The following is a 15,230-nucleotide window of genomic DNA, read 5'->3' as shown; positions in this document are numbered from 1 at the left end:
AGGGTTCTCAGACAACGGGTGATTCGATGCCGCTGAGCCAGGCTTCTGCGTCGTCCGCATCCTCGAAGACGCGGACCTTGGCATCGACGAAAATCTGCGACAGCCAGGCGCTCCAGGTGATCCACTGATCGTCCGTGAGGATCGCGATGCGGGCGAAGTCGCTGGAATGGGCGCGGGCGAAGCGGATTTCTTCCAGCGCCATGTCGACGGTGAAGCCGCTCATCTCGCGCAGGTCGAACAGCAGGTTCACCGGCCCCTCGAAGCGCACCTTGTAATTGACGGCCTCTTCGAACTCTTTGAAGTCGGCCAGCGTGAACTCGCTGAAGACCGTGATGTTGACCCGGTTTTCCTTGTTTTCGGTGGTGATCATGGCCTGCTTCCTTTGGGAAATGACGGGATGCCGTCAGTGTAGTCCCGCGGTGCACCCGCTTCAATCAGACTCCGCTGCCGGCGTGGTTTGCCGGGAGGAAAGGGAAACCAGCACGCCGCTGGCGATGATGACGGCGATTGCCGCGATCGAGGTCCACGGCAGGCGCTCGTTCCACAGCGCCACGCCGAACAGGCTGGAAAAAATCACTGTCGAGTAGGACAGGTTGGCCGAGACGACCGTCTTGCCGTAACGATAGGCCCGGGTCATGGCGAGCTGGGCACAGCCACCAAAGCCGCCGACGCCGAGAATGATGGCTGCTCGCTCTGAGTCGATGGCGTGCAGCTCGCCGGCCGCCAGCGCCCACGCCAGGCCAAAGAGGCTGGTGACGCCGGAGAACCACAGCACCGTGCGGGCTTCCGGCTCGCCAGCACGGCCGAGTTCGCGAACATTGACGTAGGCCACGCTGGCGATCAGGCCGGAGCCGAGCCCGGCGAGCGCGCCGACCCACTGCTCGGCCTGAAGCGTTGGCTTGAGCAGCAGCACGACGCCGACAAATCCCAGGCCGATAGCGGCGAAAGCCTTGATTCCGAGTCGTTCCCGAAACCACAGGACGAGCAGCAGGGCGACGAACAGCGGCGAGGTGTAGGCGAGGGTGACTGCGGTGGCCAGCGGCAGGATGCCGAGCGCGAAGAAGTAGCACATCAGCGACACGGTGCCGGAGAGCCCGCGCGATACCTGCAGGCGCCAGTGCGGCGTGGTCCGGGGTATCCCTTGCAGATGCGTCAGCATCAACATCAGCAGGAAACCGACGAAGCCGCGGTAGAACACCAGTTCGCCGGTGGAGAAATGGGCCGAACCCAGTTTGACGCACACCCCCATGCAGGCAAACAGCAGGCTGGCTACGATCATCCAGAGGGATTGCATGGGGCGGGGGAGGCTGAAGGCGGCCGGTGATTCTACCGGAGCGGGCTTCCCCGGCCCATCTCCGGCCGCCGGGCATGAAAAAACCCCCGGGGTTCGCACCCGCGGGGGTCTTCAACCAAGCGCGCCGGCGAGGGGCCGGCGATCGGGGTCTTAGTGGAACTGTTCTTCTTCGGTGGAGCCGGTGAGTGCCTTGACGCTGGAGGAGCCGCCCTGGATCACGGTGGTCACGTCGTCGAAGTAGCCAGCGCCGACTTCCTGCTGGTGCGACACGAAGGTGTAGCCCTTTTCGCGAGCGGCGAATTCGGGTTCCTGCACCATTTCGGTGTAGTGCTTCATGCCTTCGCCGCGGGCGTAGGCGTGGGCGAACTGGAAGGTGTTGAACCAGTTGATGTGGATGCCGGCCAGGGTGATGAACTGGTACTTGTAGCCCAGTGCGGACAGCTCGTCCTGGAACTTGGCGATGGTGGCATCGTCAAGGTTCTTCTTCCAGTTGAAAGAGGGCGAGCAGTTGTAAGACAGCAGCTTGCCGGGGCAGGCAGCCTGCACGGCCTGGGCGAATTCACGGGCAAAGCCGAGGTCGGGCGTGCCGGTTTCGCACCACACCAGGTCGGCGTAGGGGGCGTAGGCAACGCCGCGGCTGATGGCCTGCTCGAGACCGTTCTTGACGCGGTAGAAGCCTTCCTGGGTGCGCTCACCGGTCAGGAAGGGCTTGTCGTTGGCGTCGTGATCGGAGGTGATCAGGTTGGCGGCTTCGGCATCGGTACGGGCCAGGATCAGGGTCGGAACGCCCATCACGTCGGCGGCGAAACGAGCGGAGATCAGCTTCTCACAGGCTTCCTGGGTCGGAACGAGCACCTTGCCACCCATGTGGCCACACTTCTTGACGGCAGCCAGCTGGTCTTCGAAGTGAACACCCGCAGCACCGGCGGCGATCATGTTCTTCATCAGTTCGAAGGCGTTCAGCACGCCGCCGAAACCGGCTTCAGCGTCGGCAACGATCGGCAGGAAGTAGTCGACGAAGGCTTCGTCGCCCGGGTTGATGCCACGGGCCCACTGGATCTCGTCAGCACGCTTGAAGGTGTTGTTGATGCGGCGAACCATGGTCGGCACGGAGTCGTAGGCGTACAGCGACTGGTCCGGGTACATGGTTTCGGAGGTGTTGCCGTCGGCAGCGACCTGCCAGCCGGACAGATACACGGCTTCGAGGCCGGCCTTGGCTTGCTGCATGGCCTGACCGGCAGAGATTGCGCCGAAGGCATTCACGTAGCCCTTCTTGGCGCCGCCGTTGACCTTGTTCCACAGCGTCTCTGCACCGCGCTGGGCCAGGGTGTGCTCAGGCTGCAGGCTGCCGCGCAGGCGAACGACGTCGGCCGCGGAGTAACCGCGCTTGACGAGCTTCCAGCGGGGGTTTTCGGCCCAGTCTTTTTCCAGAGCGGCAATTTGCTGTTCGCGAGTCAGGGACATGTGAAATCCTTAAATGATGTTGAGACAAGGGAAAGCCGGATTACGCAGGCAGTTGCCTCTAAAGGGCAGTGTCGTGCGCGAACTCCTGAGCTGCTTGACCGGTGCCGGCGGGTCGAGGGGTGACTCATTCCGGTACGTCGATCAACAGATGAGAGTATAGGGATGATTTTGCATGGCAGCAATAGGTCTTATATAAGACATAAGAAATAAATAGTTTCATTAAATCAAAGTCTTAATTTTTTTATTTCACCTGTTAAAACGCTGTTGAGGTTTGTGAAATAAAAAATCGCTGCACCGCGTCGTTCTTTGCGTGACTTACAGTAGCGGCGACTCCGAAACGATCACGCCATCCTCGTCGGCATACAGCCACTGCCCGGGCGTAAAGCTCACGCCGCCGAAGCTCACCGGGATGTCCACATCGCCGGCGCCTTTCTTGATGCTCTTCATCGGATGGGTGCCGAGGGCGAAGACGCCGATGTCCATGCCGGCGATCGGGCCGGAGTCACGGATGCAGCCGTAGACGACGATTCCGGCCCAGCCATTCTTCACGCCGAGCAGGGCGAGCTGGTCGCCGACCATCGCGCAGCGCATCGAGCCGCCCCCATCGACCACCAGCACACAGCCCTGGCCGGGGCCTTCGAGCGTCGAGCGGACCAGCGCGTTATCCTCGAAAACTTTCAGAGTGCGGATCGGGCCGGCAAAGCGGGCTCTGCCTCCAAAGCTGCGGAACATGGGGGCGACGGCGCGTACCTTGCCTTCGTTGGCGTCGCAAAGATCGGTGGTCTGGAATTCCATGGCTACTCCGTGAAATCGAAAGCGAGCGAAAAAACGCCGCACAAATAAAACGGGCGGCCAAGGCCGCCCGCGTGTCATGAGCTTCGAGGCGAACGAAAACTATACCGCAGCTTCCGCCATTTCCTCGAATTGCAGCTGCACCTTGCCCTGGCTGTCGATGTCGATGATGACGCTGCCGCCGCCGGCCAGGCGCCCGAACAGGAGTTCGTCGGCGAGCGCCGAACGGATCGTGTCCTGGATCAGGCGGGCCATCGGGCGGGCGCCCATCAGCGGATCGAAACCTTCGCGGCCGAGCCATTCCTTGAGCTTGTCGGTGAAGTGGGCATCCACCTTCTTCTCGTGGAGCTGGGCTTCGAGCTGGGTCAGGAACTTGTCCACCACCCGCATGATGATTTCCGGATCCAGCGATTTGAAGGAAATGGTGGCATCAAGGCGGTTGCGGAACTCGGGTGAGAACAGGCGCTTGATCTCGGCCATCTCGTCACCCACTTCACGCTTGGCCGAGAAGCCGATGACGGACTTCTGCATCGACTCGGCGCCGGCGTTGGTGGTCATGATCAGGATGACGTTACGGAAGTCGGCCTGCCGGCCGTTGTTGTCGGTCAGCGTGCCGTGATCCATCACCTGCAGAAGGATGTTGTAGATGTCCGGGTGAGCCTTTTCGATTTCATCAAGGAGCAGCACGCAGTGGGGCTTCTTGTTGACCTGTTCGGTCAGGAGGCCGCCCTGGTCAAAACCGACGTAGCCCGGCGGGGCGCCGATCAGCCGCGACACGGCATGGCGTTCCATGTATTCGGACATGTCGAAGCGCACCAGTTCTATGCCCAGCGTGTAGGCCAGTTGGCGGGCGACTTCGGTTTTGCCGACGCCGGTTGGGCCGCTGAACAGGAAGGCGCCGATCGGCTTCTGCGGGTTGCCGAGGCCGGAGCGGGACATCTTGATCGCCTTGGCGAGGGCTTCGATCGCCGGATCCTGGCCGAAGACGACGTTGCGCAGGTCGCGATCGAGCGTCTTGAGGGCCGCGCGGTCGTCGTTGGAAACATTGCGCGGCGGAATGCGGGCGATCTTGGCGACGATCTCCTCGATCTCCGTTTTGCCGATGAGCTTCTTCTGACGCGACTTGGGCAGGATTCGCTGGGCAGCACCGGCTTCGTCGATGACGTCGATGGCCTTGTCGGGCAGGTGACGGTCATTGATGTAGCGGGCTGACAGCTCGGCGGCGCTCGACAGAGCCGAGGCGGAATACTTGATGCCGTGGTGCTGCTCGAAACGCGACTTGAGGCCCTTGAGGATCTCGACGGTTTCAATGACCGACGGCTCGACGACATCCACCTTCTGGAAGCGCCTCGAGAGGGCGTGGTCTTTCTCGAAGATCTGCCGGAACTCGGTGTAGGTGGTGGCGCCGATGCACTTCAGCTGCCCGGACGACAGGGCGGGCTTGAGCAGGTTGGAGGCATCCAGCGTACCGCCGGATGCCGCGCCGGCCCCGATGAGAGTGTGGATCTCGTCGATGAAAAGTATGGCGTTCTGGTGCTCGGTGAGCTGCTTGAGCACGGCCTTGAGGCGCTGTTCGAAGTCGCCCCTGTATTTGGTGCCTGCCAGGAGTGCGCCCATGTCGAGGGCGTAGACCTGGGCGTCGGCCAGGATGTCGGGCACCCGGCCTTCGACGATGCGCCGCGCCAGGCCTTCGGCGATGGCGGTCTTGCCAACGCCGGCTTCACCGACCAGCAGCGGATTGTTCTTGCGGCGCCTGCAGAGTGTCTGGATGACCCGCTCGACCTCCTTCTCGCGGCCGATCAGCGGATCGATCTTGCCAAGCATGGCCTGCTGGTTGAGGTTTTGCGTGTAGTTGTCGAGCGCGCCGCCGGCGCTGCCGGCTTCCTGTTCCTGCTCGCCCTGCTCGGATTCGCCCGAAGGGCGTTGCGGAGTGGTGCCCGGCTGAGGCGTTTTGGTGATGCCGTGGGAAATGAAGTTCACCACGTCGAGGCGCGAAATGTTCTGCCGCTGGAGGAAATAGACGGCGTGGGAATCCTTCTCGCCGAAGATCGCGACGAGCACATTGGCGCCGGTGACTTCTTTCTTGCCGGAAGACTGGACGTGCAGGATCGCGCGCTGGATCACCCGCTGGAAGCCCAGGGTGGGCTGGGTGTCGATGTCTTCGGTGCCTTCGACCTTGGGTGTGTGTTCGTTTACGAAGTTGGTCAGTTCCTTGCGCAGTTCGTCGGTCTTCGTGGCGCAAGCCCGCAGAACCTCTGCAGCGGAGGGATTGTCCAGGAGCGCAAGCAGAAGATGCTCCACGGTGATGAACTCATGGCGCTTTTGTCGGGCTTCGACAAAAGCCATGTGCAGACTGACTTCAAGCTCTTGCGCGATCATTTCAGTTTTCCTCCATGACGCATGCCAGCGGATGCTGATGCTGGCGCGCGTACGCGATGACCTGCTCGACCTTGGTTGCGGCGATGTCCCGCGGGAAGACTCCGCACACCCCAACGCCCTCTCTGTGGACTTTGAGCATGATCCGCGTTGCTTGTTCGCGGTCCATGGCAAAGAATTTCTGTATCACGGCCACCACGAAATCCATCGGGGTGAAATCGTCATTAAGGAGCATGACCTTGTAGAGGGGCGGCGGCTTGACCCGCGTGACCTCTGATTCGATAGCCGATTCTTCCTGTTTTTTGATGACCATGCGACTCATTCTAAACAACCGCGATGATTGTGCAAGAGACAATTGGCACAGTTTTTCGGCGCGTGGCTGTGTGCTTTGAGTGTGGGCAATTGTTGCGCTGCAATAAAAAATAAGTCGCTAGAACATAAGGGTTTTGATTGTTTTTGTACCCAAAACCATCAAAACTCCGGAAAGAATTGTTGTAATGCAGCAATTGTGGTGGCTTATAAAATGCGTTGACGCGATGGGGTAAGTCACGTAAAAGCAATAGTGTGTTCGCGCCTAAGGTTCTGGCGGCGCTTCATGCAAAGAGTTTTTTGGACAACGTCTTTGAAATTCTTTGTAAATTCTGCCGCCTGGCCGGGTTCGGCCGCACCCCCGGAAGTCCGGATCGTATTACTGAAATCAAGAAGGAATTTGCAATATGGCAACTGGTACTGTTAAGTGGTTCAACGACGCCAAGGGCTTCGGCTTCATTACGCCGGACGATGGTAGTGAAGACCTGTTCGCGCACTTCTCCGCCATCACGATGGCCGGGTTCAAGTCGCTGAAGGAGGGGGATAAGGTTCAGTTCGACATCACTCAAGGCCCGAAGGGCAAGCAAGCTTCGAACATTCAGCGTGCTTGATTTTCGCGATTGAGTAGGGGTTTCCCCTGCGTCGTGATCCAGACCGCCGGCACACGAAAGTGTGCCGGCGGTTTTGTTTTGTGCAGGCCATTCTTGCCCGGCGGATGCTTTGTTCCGAATTTGCCCGGTGTTTGGTTGTGAGCAAAAAGCAGCCAGGTGAGCGGGCAGAAAAAAACCCGCTCGAGGCGGGTTTTTCTAGGGCAACAAGCGGTAATCGCGTACCGGAAGCAATTACTTGAGCTTCACTTCCTTGTATGCCACGTGCTTGCGCACGACCGGGTCGTACTTGTTGAACTCAAGCTTGCCCGGGGTGGTGCGCTTGTTCTTGGATGTGGTGTAAAAGTGCCCGGTCCCAGCAGTGGACTCGAGCTTGATCTTTTCGCGGCCGCCTTTTGCCATGTCGATCTATCTCCAGGTGTTAAACGGCTTAGACCTTCTCGCCGCGAGCGCGGAGCTCTGCGACGACTTCGTCGATGCCTTTTTTGTCAATGGTGCGCAGGGCAGCGTTGGATACGCGCAGGCGCACCCAGCGGTTTTCGGCTTCGCTCCAGAACTTGCGGTTTTGCAGGTTCGGGAGGAAACGGCGCTTGGTTTTGTTGTTCGCGTGGGAAACATTGTTGCCCACCATCGGTGCTTTTCCGGTCACTTGGCAAACGCGAGCCATTTGTTGCTCCAAACTTGTTTTGATTCGGTAAGACTCTCGATTATAAGCGACTAAGTTCACTCTAATCAAGGCCTTGGTGCAATCGGTGTAACGGATGACCGCTGCGGCGGCTGGAAAGCTATAGCAGGCCGCGCTCGGCGAAGGATACCGGAGTGGCGTTGCCGGCGACGATGAAGTGGTCGAGTACCCGTACATCAACCAGCGCGAGCGCTTTTTTGAGGGTTTCGGTCAGGGCCTGATCCGCGTGGCTGGGCTCGCCGACGCCGGAAGGGTGGTTGTGGGCCAGGATGACCGCGGCGGCGTTGCGTTCGAGGACCAGCTTGACGACTTCGCGTGGATAGACGGAGGTTTGCGACAGGGTGCCGCGGAAGAGTTCTTCACTGTTCAGCACCCGGTTCTGGGCATCAAGAAGCAGGATCATGAAGACTTCGTGGGGGAGTTGCCCCAGTTTGAGGCGCAGCCAGTCGCGTACGGCGGCCGGCGAGTCGAGTACGTCGCGCCGGGCCATTTCCTCGCCAAGGGCGCGGCGGGCGAGTTCAAGGACGGCCTGGAGCTGGGCGTATTTGGCGAGGCCCATGCCGGGAATGGCCGAGAAGGCCGGTGCCGAAGCTGCGCAAAGCGAGGAGAGACTGCCGAAATGCTTGATCAGGTCGCGCGCCAGGTCGACGGCGCTTTTGCCGCGGATGCCGACCCGCAGGAAAAGTGCCAGCAGTTCGGCGTCGGACAGCGCGGCTGCGCCGCGGGCGAGCAGGCGCTCTCGCGGGCGTTCGTCGGCAGGCCAGTCGGTGATTGCCATGGCGTGTACAATTCTAGCTTCTGAAGGATCCGGATAATACCACTGGCATGAGTGAACTTAAGGGCAGGAAAGTGGTGCTGGGCGTGACCGGCGGGGTTGCGGCCTACAAGGCTGCGGAGCTGGTGCGATTGCTCGGCAAGGCGGGGGCGGATGTGCATGTTGTGCTCACCGAAGGCGGGGCGCGTTTCGTCACCGCGGTGACCTTCCAGGCCTTGTCCGGCAACCGGGTGTGGACCGATCTGTGGGATCCGCGCATGGATAACAACATGGCGCATATCGACCTGACCCGGGATGCGGATGCGATTCTGGTGGCACCGGCGACGGCCGATCTGATGGCGAAGCTGGCGCATGGCCTGGCCGACGATCTGCTCACGACCCTGTGCCTGGCGCGGGATTGTCCGCTGCTGGTGGCGCCGGCGATGAACCGCCAGATGTGGGAGCACCCGGCCACCCGCCGCAATGGGGCGCAACTGGTGGCCGACGGCGTGACCCTGTTCGGGCCGGCTGCCGGCGAGCAGGCCTGCGGCGAAGTCGGCCTCGGGCGCATGCTGGAGCCAGAAGCCTTGTGCGAGGCGGTGATCGGTTTCTTCCAGCCCAAGGTGCTGGCCGGGCGGCGTATCGTGATGACGGCCGGGCCAACTTTCGAGGCGATAGACCCGGTGCGCGGTATTACCAATTCCAGTTCGGGCAAGATGGCCTACGGGCTGGCCCGCGCCTGCGAGCAGGCGGGGGCCGAGGTCACTCTGGTGAGCGGCCCGGTGGCGTTGCCGGTGCCGGCGGGCTGCACGCGGGTCAGCGTGAAAAGTGCGCTGGAAATGCGCGAAGCGGTGTTTGCCGCGCTGCCCGGCGCGGATGTTTTCATCGGCGTGGCGGCGGTGGCCGACTACCGCCCGGCCAATTCGGCTGAACACAAGATCAAGAAATCCGGAGCGGAGATGAGCATTACGCTGACGCCCAACCCGGATATTCTCGCCGATGTTGCCGGCCTTCCGAATCCACCGTTCTGCGTGGGTTTCGCGGCGGAAAGCCGCAACCTGGACGAGTACTCCGAAGGCAAGCGCAAGGCCAAGAAATTGTCGTTGATCGTCGGTAACCTGGTGCAGGACGGCCTGGGCGGCGACGACAACGAGGTGGTGCTTTTTGACGATGCCGGCCGGCATCCGCTGCCGAAGGCACCCAAGCCCGACGTGGCGCGGGACATCGTTGCCCACATGGCCCGCCTGCTGCCCAAAAACTGAAACCTCAATTCGTGAGCAAAACGACCATGCACAGCATTGATATCCAGATTCTCGACGACCGCCTCCGGCAGCAGCCGCCGGCCTATGCCACGGCCGGCGCGGCCGGTCTGGATCTGCGGGCCTGCCTTGATGCGCCGCAGGTTCTGGCGCCCGGTCACACGACGCTGGTGCCCACCGGCATTGCCATTCACCTGGCTGACCCCGGGCTGGCAGCGATGATCCTGCCGCGCTCGGGCCTGGGCCACAAGCACGGCATCGTATTGGGCAATCTTGTCGGGCTGATCGATTCGGACTACCAGGGGCAGATTTTCGTGTCGGTCTGGAATCGCGGCCACGAGCATTTCACCATTCAGCCGATGGAGCGCGTAGCCCAGCTGGTGGTGGTGCCGGTGCTGCAGGTGGCGTTCAACGTGGTTGAAACCTTCGACGCGAGCGAACGCGGCGAGAGTGGCTTTGGAAGCACGGGGAAGCACTGATGCGCCACGCCGGAATTCCTGCCGGCGTGCACGTGCTGCTTGAGCGGGACGGGCGCGTGCTGCTGATGCGGCGAGCCGGAACGGGGTTTTTCGATGGCCTCTACAGCCTGCCGGGCGGGCATGTGGAGGAGGGCGAATCGCTGCGTACCACCGCGGTGCGCGAAATGCGCGAGGAGCTGGGCATCGAGCTTGACGAGGCTTCGCTGGCGGTGGTTGGCGTTGTGCACCGAAGATCCGACACAAACCGCATTGATTTTTTTCTGAGCGCCGGGGGGTGGTCGGGCGAGCCTTCGATTGCCGAGCCGCATCGCTGCGATGATTTGTGCTGGTGCTCGCCGGATGCCTTGCCGGAGGCCGTCGTGCCCTACATCCGGGACGCGCTGGCTGCGGGCCCCGGGCCGTGGATCAGCGAATCTGGCTGGGTTTGACGGTGACACGCTGAAACAAAAAGCCCGGCTCGTTTCGAGCCGGGCTTTTTAACGAGATGCCGGGGCGGGTCAGTCGGGCACGCTGAGGGTGCTGTTGCTGTAACTGATGACGTCGCCTGCGGCCGGAGTTGCCGCAATGGGCGGGACGTTGGCCGCGGTGATCGGCGGCGCACTGCCGTCCGTGCCGCTGCGCGGCGTGGTCCGCACAACCTGGGATGCGGGCAGGGCGGTGCCGTTCTTGAGGTGGGCGAACATCAGGTCCATGGCCTGGTTGAAGTACACGTGCAGCGGGATGAGGCGGGTGTCGTAGCCCGGCAGCAGGTCGATGAAGCTGTCGAAATGCTGGGCGTTGGTAACCTCGTAGTAGTGCAACTTGCTGTTTTCCTCGGCTTTACGGTTGGCGCCCACATAGGCTCGGGAGGCGTGGTTGACCGGAATCAGGGTGTCGGAGCGGCCCGACACGATGATTGCCGGCTTGCCGCCGAGCCGGCCTTCCACCTGCACTTCGCGAATTCCTCTTTGCACTTTTTCCGACTGCGCGAGCAGCGTGCCGGTGAGCTTGGCGCCGGTAACAGGATCGATGCCTGTGACCAGCGCGCGGGCGCACAGGGCTCCGTCGAGGGCGCTGTCGGCCCGGTTGGTGGAGGGGGATTTTGCGTTGATGTCCCGCGTGGGGCCGCCGACTGCATCGTTGTAAACCAGGTTGATCCCGCCGGTGGGCGGCACGCCGTTGCCGATCGAGAAGATCATGGATTGCACGGCGCTTGATGTTGCCGCGACGACGCCACCTGTTCCGGTGGTGGCGAAGCTGAAGTGGCAGACGTTGTCCGTTACGCTGAAGCGTCCGAGGGTGTTGAGGTAGGTGACGACGATGGACGGGGTGGCGAAGGCGTGATGGGTGGCGTGGTAGAGGTCGTGCTCGCTGCTCCAGCCGTAGGCGTGGAGTTTTTCGAGGGCTTCATTGGCCTGGGCCAGGGGCGTGGTGGCGCCGAGCAGGCCTTTTTCCTTCAGCGATGTGCAGCGGTTGGCAGCATAAAGCTGCAGCGCGGCGGCGGGCGGTGAGTTGGCGGCTGCGGTGGCCAGGGCGGCGCAGGGCTGGTAGAGGTTGGCGTAGGTGAAGTAGTCGATCAGCGGCTTGCCGATCGTGGCGACGGTGCTGCTGCCCTGCCTGATGGCGAGGCCGCTTACATCCCGGGGCTGGATTTGCGGTTCGCTGACGGCGACGCCGTCGATGAGGCCGAGCTTGTCCTGTTCAGCGGCCATCAGGGCGGCGCCAGCGCCGTTGGAGACCGACGAGGCGATCACCACGGTGTTGCCGGGGCGTATGAGGCGTGGCTTTTGGCCGGTGGCGTCAGCCTGTGAATATTTTTCGTTGAGCACGTAGAAGGCGAAGGCGACCGCGTCCAGCGTGTTGCGGCCCCAGTCCTTTTCGGGGTTCTGGCCGGAATGGGCGTGTTTGTAGGCGATGCGCTCGGGGAAGGCGAGGTTGAAGGCGTCGAGCTGGGTTTTGGAAATATCGGCGGCGAAGTGGGCGTGTTTGCCGGCGGTGCTGGCCGGGGAAACGGTGCCGTCGATCAGGTTGACGGTGTCGCGGGCGAGATCGTGCATGCCGTTGCCGCTGCCCTTGTCGGTGTAGGCGACGGCGCAGCCGTGCTTGAGGCCCCACTCGCCGGCGGTTGCGATGGCGCCGTAGATGCCGCGGGAGCCCGACGAGGTGGCGGTGACGATGCACGGGGCGGCGATGTTGAAGCTGTCGGGCACCTGCACCATCAGCGTGACCTTGCGCTTGCCGCTGGCATCGCCCGAGTAGGCGATGGCTTCGAGGCCGGGGATCTTGCCTTCGCCGAGGGTCGGGCTGCCGTCGATGGCGATGTTGGGGCCATAGAGTGTGCCGAAGCCGCCGGTGGCCTTGTTGGCGTCGATCAGGGCCCGGTAGTTGGTATGAATGGCGTAGCGGCGCAGGTTGGCGGCGTTGCCGAAGAGTGCGGTGGTTGCGCCGGCGAGGCCGCTTGTGCCGTAGCCGGCGGTGAGCAGGTCGTCGTTCGTGCCGTCGTAGGTTTGGGTGGTGTAGCTGTCGGGCCAGACGTGCTCGGGCATGACGTTGTAGGTGCCGAAGCCGCCGCCGCTCGTCGGGCGGGTGTTGACCAGCGTGAGGAGGCGATCGGTCTCGTCACCGTCGGCGTCGGGCGTGCCGGGCGTAAAGCGCGCCGTGCGAAGGCTTTCGGGGCGCTTGCCGAGTTCGGCTTCGAGGGCGTCGAGGAGTTTGCGGTCGGCTTCCTGAACGGCTGCACCGCTCACCGTGCTGAAGCTGCCTGCGGCGAAGGCGGCCTGGAGGGTGGCGCCGGAGCTGGCGCCGAGGGCGAGGAGGGCGACGCTGTTGGTGGCGTTGTTGATGTTGGCCGGCTTGCCGAGATCGTCGCTGGTGACGATGGCATGCCAGATGCCCTTGCTGCCGGTGATCTGGAGCATCAGCGGGAAGGTGAGGCCGGCGGTGTCGAACTGGTAGTTGCCGCTGGCGTCGGTGGTCACGCTGCGGGTGGTGCCCCGGGCATCCTTGATGCTGATGGTGGCATTGGAGATGGCCAGGCCTTCGGCCGCGATGCCGCTTAGCGTGCTGTTGCTGCGGTTGCTTCCTCCGCCGCCTCCGCAGGCGGACAGGATCAGGGTGCTGCCGACTGCAAGGGCGAGGGCTCGCAAGCGAAAACGGTGTTTCATGTGTCTCCTCCATTTATTGGTTTTGGAAGTGCCATCCGGGTAGCGACTTCAATGCCATGGTGGTGCCTGCAGGCGGAGGGCGACACTGGGGTTTACCTGAATCTGCATAAAAACGCCGGGTCGGCCGGCGCTCTTTCGAGGCTCAGAAGGGCGGCGGCGCGGCTTGTCCGGATGGTGCTGGGGCTTCGTCGGCAAAGGCGTTGCAGAAGCGCAGTTCGGCGGGATAGGGGTAAAAATCCTCGACGTAGCCGTCGCGGATTTTTTGCTGGGCGTCCTGCCAGAAGCGGGCGTCGAGCAGTTGGCGGTGGTGTTTCATGAAGGCCTTGCGGATCCTGGGCTGGCCGAGCAGGAAAGTGGCGAATTCTTCCGGAAAGACATCCCGCGGCCCGACCGAATACCAGGGCTCGCTGGCCATTTCGGCTTCTTCGTTGGGCGCTGGAGGAATCTTGCGGAAGTTGCAGTCGGTCATGTACTCGATCTCGTCGTAGTCGTAGAACACGACGCGGCCGTAGCGGGTGACGCCGAAGTTCTTCCACAGCATGTCGCCAGGGAAGATGTTGGCGATGGCCAGCTCGCTGATGGCCTGGCCGTATTCGCGCACGGCGTGGTCGACCTGCTCTTCGGTGGCCTTGTCGAGGTAAAGGTTGAGCGGCGTCATGCGGCGCTCGATGTAGAGGTGCTTGATGACCAGGCTGTCGCCGGCCTCCTCGATCACGGAGGGGGCGAGTAGCCGCAGCTGGGCGATGAGATCCGGGTGAAAGCGGCTGCGGGGCAGGGCGACGTTGGAAAATTCCAGGGTGTCGGCCATGCGTCCGACCCGGTCCACCTGCCGGACCAGCAGGTATTTTTTTTTGACGGTGGCGCGATCCATGTTCTTGGAGCTGCCGAACACGTCCTTGATGATCTTGAAGACATAAGGGTAGGACGGCAGCGTGAACACCAGCATCACCAGGCCGCGGATGCCGGGCGCCTCGATGAACTGGTCGTTGGAGTGGCGCAGGTGGGCGACAAGATCGCGGAAGAAGTTGGTTTTGCCCTGCTTGCCGAGGCCGATCATGGTGTAAAGCTCGGAGCGCGGCTTGTTGGGCATGATGCCGCGGAGGAACTGCACGTAGCCCGACGGTACTTCCATATCCACCAGGAAGTAGGCGCGCGACAGCGAGAACAGCAGCGAGATGCGCCAGGTGTCGAGCAGGATGGTGTCCAGGTAGAGCATGCCCGAGCTGCCGTGGCGCACCGCGATCACGAAGGGGTATTCCTGGTAGCCGTTGATGGCCTTGCCGATGATGTAGGCGGTTTTGTTGCGGTAGAAGGCCGAGTAGAGGATCTGGAGCTGGCAGTTGACCTCCATCTTCGGCCAGTCGCCCAGATGTTTTTCGACCGTGCGCATCACGTAACCCACGTCCCGGTCGAGGTTTTCGAAGGGGAGCTGCCAGTCGAAGTCTTCGATGATGCGCCGGATGGTGCTGCGCAGGCTTTCGTCGGCCGGGTAGTAGCTGGAATAGGTGGGCGGGAAGGATTCGATGTAGTCGGTGGAGATGGCTGGCCGGGTGAAGATGTACTCGTTGCTGAAGTATTCCCGGTGCAGGATCTTGGTGGTGACCGAGTTGAAGAAGGTTTCGGCCAGCTCGGGCTGCTTGTGGTTGATCAGAAGGCCGATGAAGTGGAGCTTGGCCGCCTGCCAGGTGGCGTCGTCGATGGATTCGGCGTTGAACTCTTCGTGCAGGCGCTGCACGGCTTCGTTCACCCGGTCGTCGTAAAACTGCACCCGGTCGCGCACCGCTGACAGCTGGCCCTGCCAGTCGGCGGCTTCGTAGCTCTCCTTGGCCCGCCGGGATGTCTCGCGGAAGATCCGGTAGTGCTTGTTGAAGCCCTCGATCATGGCTTGCGCAATCGCCTGGGCGACCGGTTTTTCGTTGGTGCTGGCCTCCATCGTTCTTCCCCCGAATCAGCATTTGGATGCGTTTTTGCGGTGCGGGCCGGCGCCGTTCCGGCCCGGATCAGGCTTCGAGTTTAGCACCGGGATTTCTGCTGGAAGGCATGCTGCGGCGCCGTAAAACGGGCGTG

15 protein-coding genes are annotated in these 15,230 nt (G+C 62.3%); 4 read left to right on the top strand and 11 right to left on the bottom strand.

What is annotated here, in order from left to right:
- Positions 1-7: 7 nt before the first annotated feature.
- The 6 genes from Q1W26_RS12175 to clpS form a co-directional block, all read right to left on the bottom strand.
- Complete coding sequence (locus Q1W26_RS12175) at positions 8-370, bottom strand: STAS/SEC14 domain-containing protein (protein WP_300440332.1); 363 nt, start codon at positions 368-370, stop codon at positions 8-10.
- Positions 371-430: 60 nt separating this feature from the next.
- Positions 431-1,294: a DMT family transporter gene (locus tag Q1W26_RS12170; protein ID WP_300440330.1), complete on the bottom strand. Its 864-nt coding sequence runs from the start codon at positions 1,292-1,294 to the stop codon at positions 431-433.
- Between the two features lie 150 nt (positions 1,295-1,444).
- Entirely contained in the window at positions 1,445-2,758 is a 1,314-nt protein-coding gene (aceA, locus tag Q1W26_RS12165; RefSeq protein ID WP_300440327.1) for an isocitrate lyase, read from the bottom strand.
- A 315-nt stretch (positions 2,759-3,073) separates the two neighbouring features.
- The gene (gene rraA / locus Q1W26_RS12160) at positions 3,074-3,553 is read right to left on the bottom strand and encodes a ribonuclease E activity regulator RraA (protein WP_300440324.1); all 480 of its coding nucleotides are present in this window, start codon (positions 3,551-3,553) and stop codon (positions 3,074-3,076) included.
- A 99-nt stretch (positions 3,554-3,652) separates the two neighbouring features.
- Positions 3,653-5,929, bottom strand: coding sequence for an ATP-dependent Clp protease ATP-binding subunit ClpA (gene clpA / locus Q1W26_RS12155; protein ID WP_300440321.1), 2,277 nt, complete (start codon positions 5,927-5,929; stop codon positions 3,653-3,655).
- A gap of 1 nt (position 5,930) precedes the next feature.
- On the bottom strand, positions 5,931-6,239 hold the full coding sequence (clpS, locus tag Q1W26_RS12150; RefSeq protein WP_300440318.1) for an ATP-dependent Clp protease adapter ClpS: 309 nt from the start codon (positions 6,237-6,239) through the stop codon (positions 5,931-5,933).
- A 403-nt stretch (positions 6,240-6,642) separates the two neighbouring features.
- Between clpS and Q1W26_RS12145 the strand changes: the two genes are divergently transcribed.
- Entirely contained in the window at positions 6,643-6,846 is a 204-nt protein-coding gene (locus Q1W26_RS12145; protein ID WP_300440315.1) for a cold-shock protein, read from the top strand.
- Positions 6,847-7,077: 231 nt separating this feature from the next.
- On the opposite strand, the gene rpmG is transcribed toward Q1W26_RS12145, so the two are convergent.
- The 3 genes from rpmG to radC all read right to left on the bottom strand — a co-directional run bounded on the left by rpmG (position 7,078) and on the right by radC (position 8,306).
- Positions 7,078-7,245 carry a 50S ribosomal protein L33 gene (rpmG, locus tag Q1W26_RS12140; protein ID WP_148577838.1) on the bottom strand — a complete coding sequence of 56 codons (168 nt, stop codon included), beginning with the start codon at positions 7,243-7,245 and terminating at the stop codon, positions 7,078-7,080.
- 28 nt (positions 7,246-7,273) lie between these two features.
- On the bottom strand, positions 7,274-7,510 hold the full coding sequence (rpmB, locus tag Q1W26_RS12135) for a 50S ribosomal protein L28 (RefSeq protein ID WP_153161167.1): 237 nt from the start codon (positions 7,508-7,510) through the stop codon (positions 7,274-7,276).
- A gap of 118 nt (positions 7,511-7,628) precedes the next feature.
- Positions 7,629-8,306 (bottom strand): DNA repair protein RadC, encoded by a 678-nt coding sequence (radC, locus tag Q1W26_RS12130; RefSeq protein ID WP_300440312.1) that lies wholly within the window; start codon positions 8,304-8,306, stop codon positions 7,629-7,631.
- Between the two features lie 47 nt (positions 8,307-8,353).
- Here radC and coaBC point away from each other — a divergent pair, with 47 nt between their 5' ends.
- From coaBC to Q1W26_RS12115, 3 genes are read left to right on the top strand one after another with little or no spacing between them, the layout of a single operon-like run.
- Positions 8,354-9,544, top strand: coding sequence for a bifunctional phosphopantothenoylcysteine decarboxylase/phosphopantothenate--cysteine ligase CoaBC (coaBC, locus tag Q1W26_RS12125; RefSeq protein ID WP_300440310.1), 1,191 nt, complete (start codon positions 8,354-8,356; stop codon positions 9,542-9,544).
- Between the two features lie 26 nt (positions 9,545-9,570).
- Positions 9,571-10,020 (top strand): dUTP diphosphatase, encoded by a 450-nt coding sequence (gene dut, locus Q1W26_RS12120; RefSeq protein WP_300440307.1) that lies wholly within the window; start codon positions 9,571-9,573, stop codon positions 10,018-10,020.
- Positions 10,020-10,448 (top strand): NUDIX domain-containing protein, encoded by a 429-nt coding sequence (locus tag Q1W26_RS12115; protein ID WP_300440304.1) that lies wholly within the window; start codon positions 10,020-10,022, stop codon positions 10,446-10,448. The genes dut and Q1W26_RS12115 overlap by 1 nt, the downstream gene beginning before the upstream one ends.
- 69 nt (positions 10,449-10,517) lie before the next feature.
- Here Q1W26_RS12115 and Q1W26_RS12110 read toward each other — a convergent pair whose 3' ends face one another.
- Both Q1W26_RS12110 and aceK read right to left on the bottom strand, forming a co-directional pair.
- The gene (locus tag Q1W26_RS12110) at positions 10,518-13,163 is read right to left on the bottom strand and encodes a 3-hydroxybutyrate oligomer hydrolase family protein (protein WP_300440302.1); all 2,646 of its coding nucleotides are present in this window, start codon (positions 13,161-13,163) and stop codon (positions 10,518-10,520) included.
- Between the two features lie 142 nt (positions 13,164-13,305).
- The gene (aceK, locus tag Q1W26_RS12105) at positions 13,306-15,096 is read right to left on the bottom strand and encodes a bifunctional isocitrate dehydrogenase kinase/phosphatase (RefSeq protein WP_300440299.1); all 1,791 of its coding nucleotides are present in this window, start codon (positions 15,094-15,096) and stop codon (positions 13,306-13,308) included.
- Between the last annotated feature and the right edge of the window lie 134 nt (positions 15,097-15,230).

This window comes from Zoogloea sp. (assembly GCF_030157465.1).
Classification (GTDB): Bacteria; Pseudomonadota; Gammaproteobacteria; order Burkholderiales; family Rhodocyclaceae; genus Zoogloea.
Note: the sequence above shows the minus strand (reverse complement) of the source record. Positions and strands in the feature narration are given on the sequence as shown.

Coding starts and splice junctions, on each gene's coding strand:
- dut (WP_300440307.1), top strand. CDS start 9,571: ATGCACAGCATTGATATCCAGATTCTCGACGACCGCCTCCGGCAGCAG.
- coaBC (WP_300440310.1), top strand. CDS start 8,354: ATGAGTGAACTTAAGGGCAGGAAAGTGGTGCTGGGCGTGACCGGCGGG.
- rraA (WP_300440324.1), bottom strand. CDS start 3,553: ATGGAATTCCAGACCACCGATCTTTGCGACGCCAACGAAGGCAAGGTA.
- Q1W26_RS12170 (WP_300440330.1), bottom strand. CDS start 1,294: ATGCAATCCCTCTGGATGATCGTAGCCAGCCTGCTGTTTGCCTGCATG.
- aceK (WP_300440299.1), bottom strand. CDS start 15,096: ATGGAGGCCAGCACCAACGAAAAACCGGTCGCCCAGGCGATTGCGCAA.
- radC (WP_300440312.1), bottom strand. CDS start 8,306: ATGGCAATCACCGACTGGCCTGCCGACGAACGCCCGCGAGAGCGCCTG.
- aceA (WP_300440327.1), bottom strand. CDS start 2,758: ATGTCCCTGACTCGCGAACAGCAAATTGCCGCTCTGGAAAAAGACTGG.
- clpA (WP_300440321.1), bottom strand. CDS start 5,929: ATGATCGCGCAAGAGCTTGAAGTCAGTCTGCACATGGCTTTTGTCGAA.
- rpmG (WP_148577838.1), bottom strand. CDS start 7,245: ATGGCAAAAGGCGGCCGCGAAAAGATCAAGCTCGAGTCCACTGCTGGG.
- rpmB (WP_153161167.1), bottom strand. CDS start 7,510: ATGGCTCGCGTTTGCCAAGTGACCGGAAAAGCACCGATGGTGGGCAAC.
- Q1W26_RS12175 (WP_300440332.1), bottom strand. CDS start 370: ATGATCACCACCGAAAACAAGGAAAACCGGGTCAACATCACGGTCTTC.
- Q1W26_RS12145 (WP_300440315.1), top strand. CDS start 6,643: ATGGCAACTGGTACTGTTAAGTGGTTCAACGACGCCAAGGGCTTCGGC.
- clpS (WP_300440318.1), bottom strand. CDS start 6,239: ATGGTCATCAAAAAACAGGAAGAATCGGCTATCGAATCAGAGGTCACG.
- Q1W26_RS12115 (WP_300440304.1), top strand. CDS start 10,020: ATGCGCCACGCCGGAATTCCTGCCGGCGTGCACGTGCTGCTTGAGCGG.
- Q1W26_RS12110 (WP_300440302.1), bottom strand. CDS start 13,163: ATGAAACACCGTTTTCGCTTGCGAGCCCTCGCCCTTGCAGTCGGCAGC.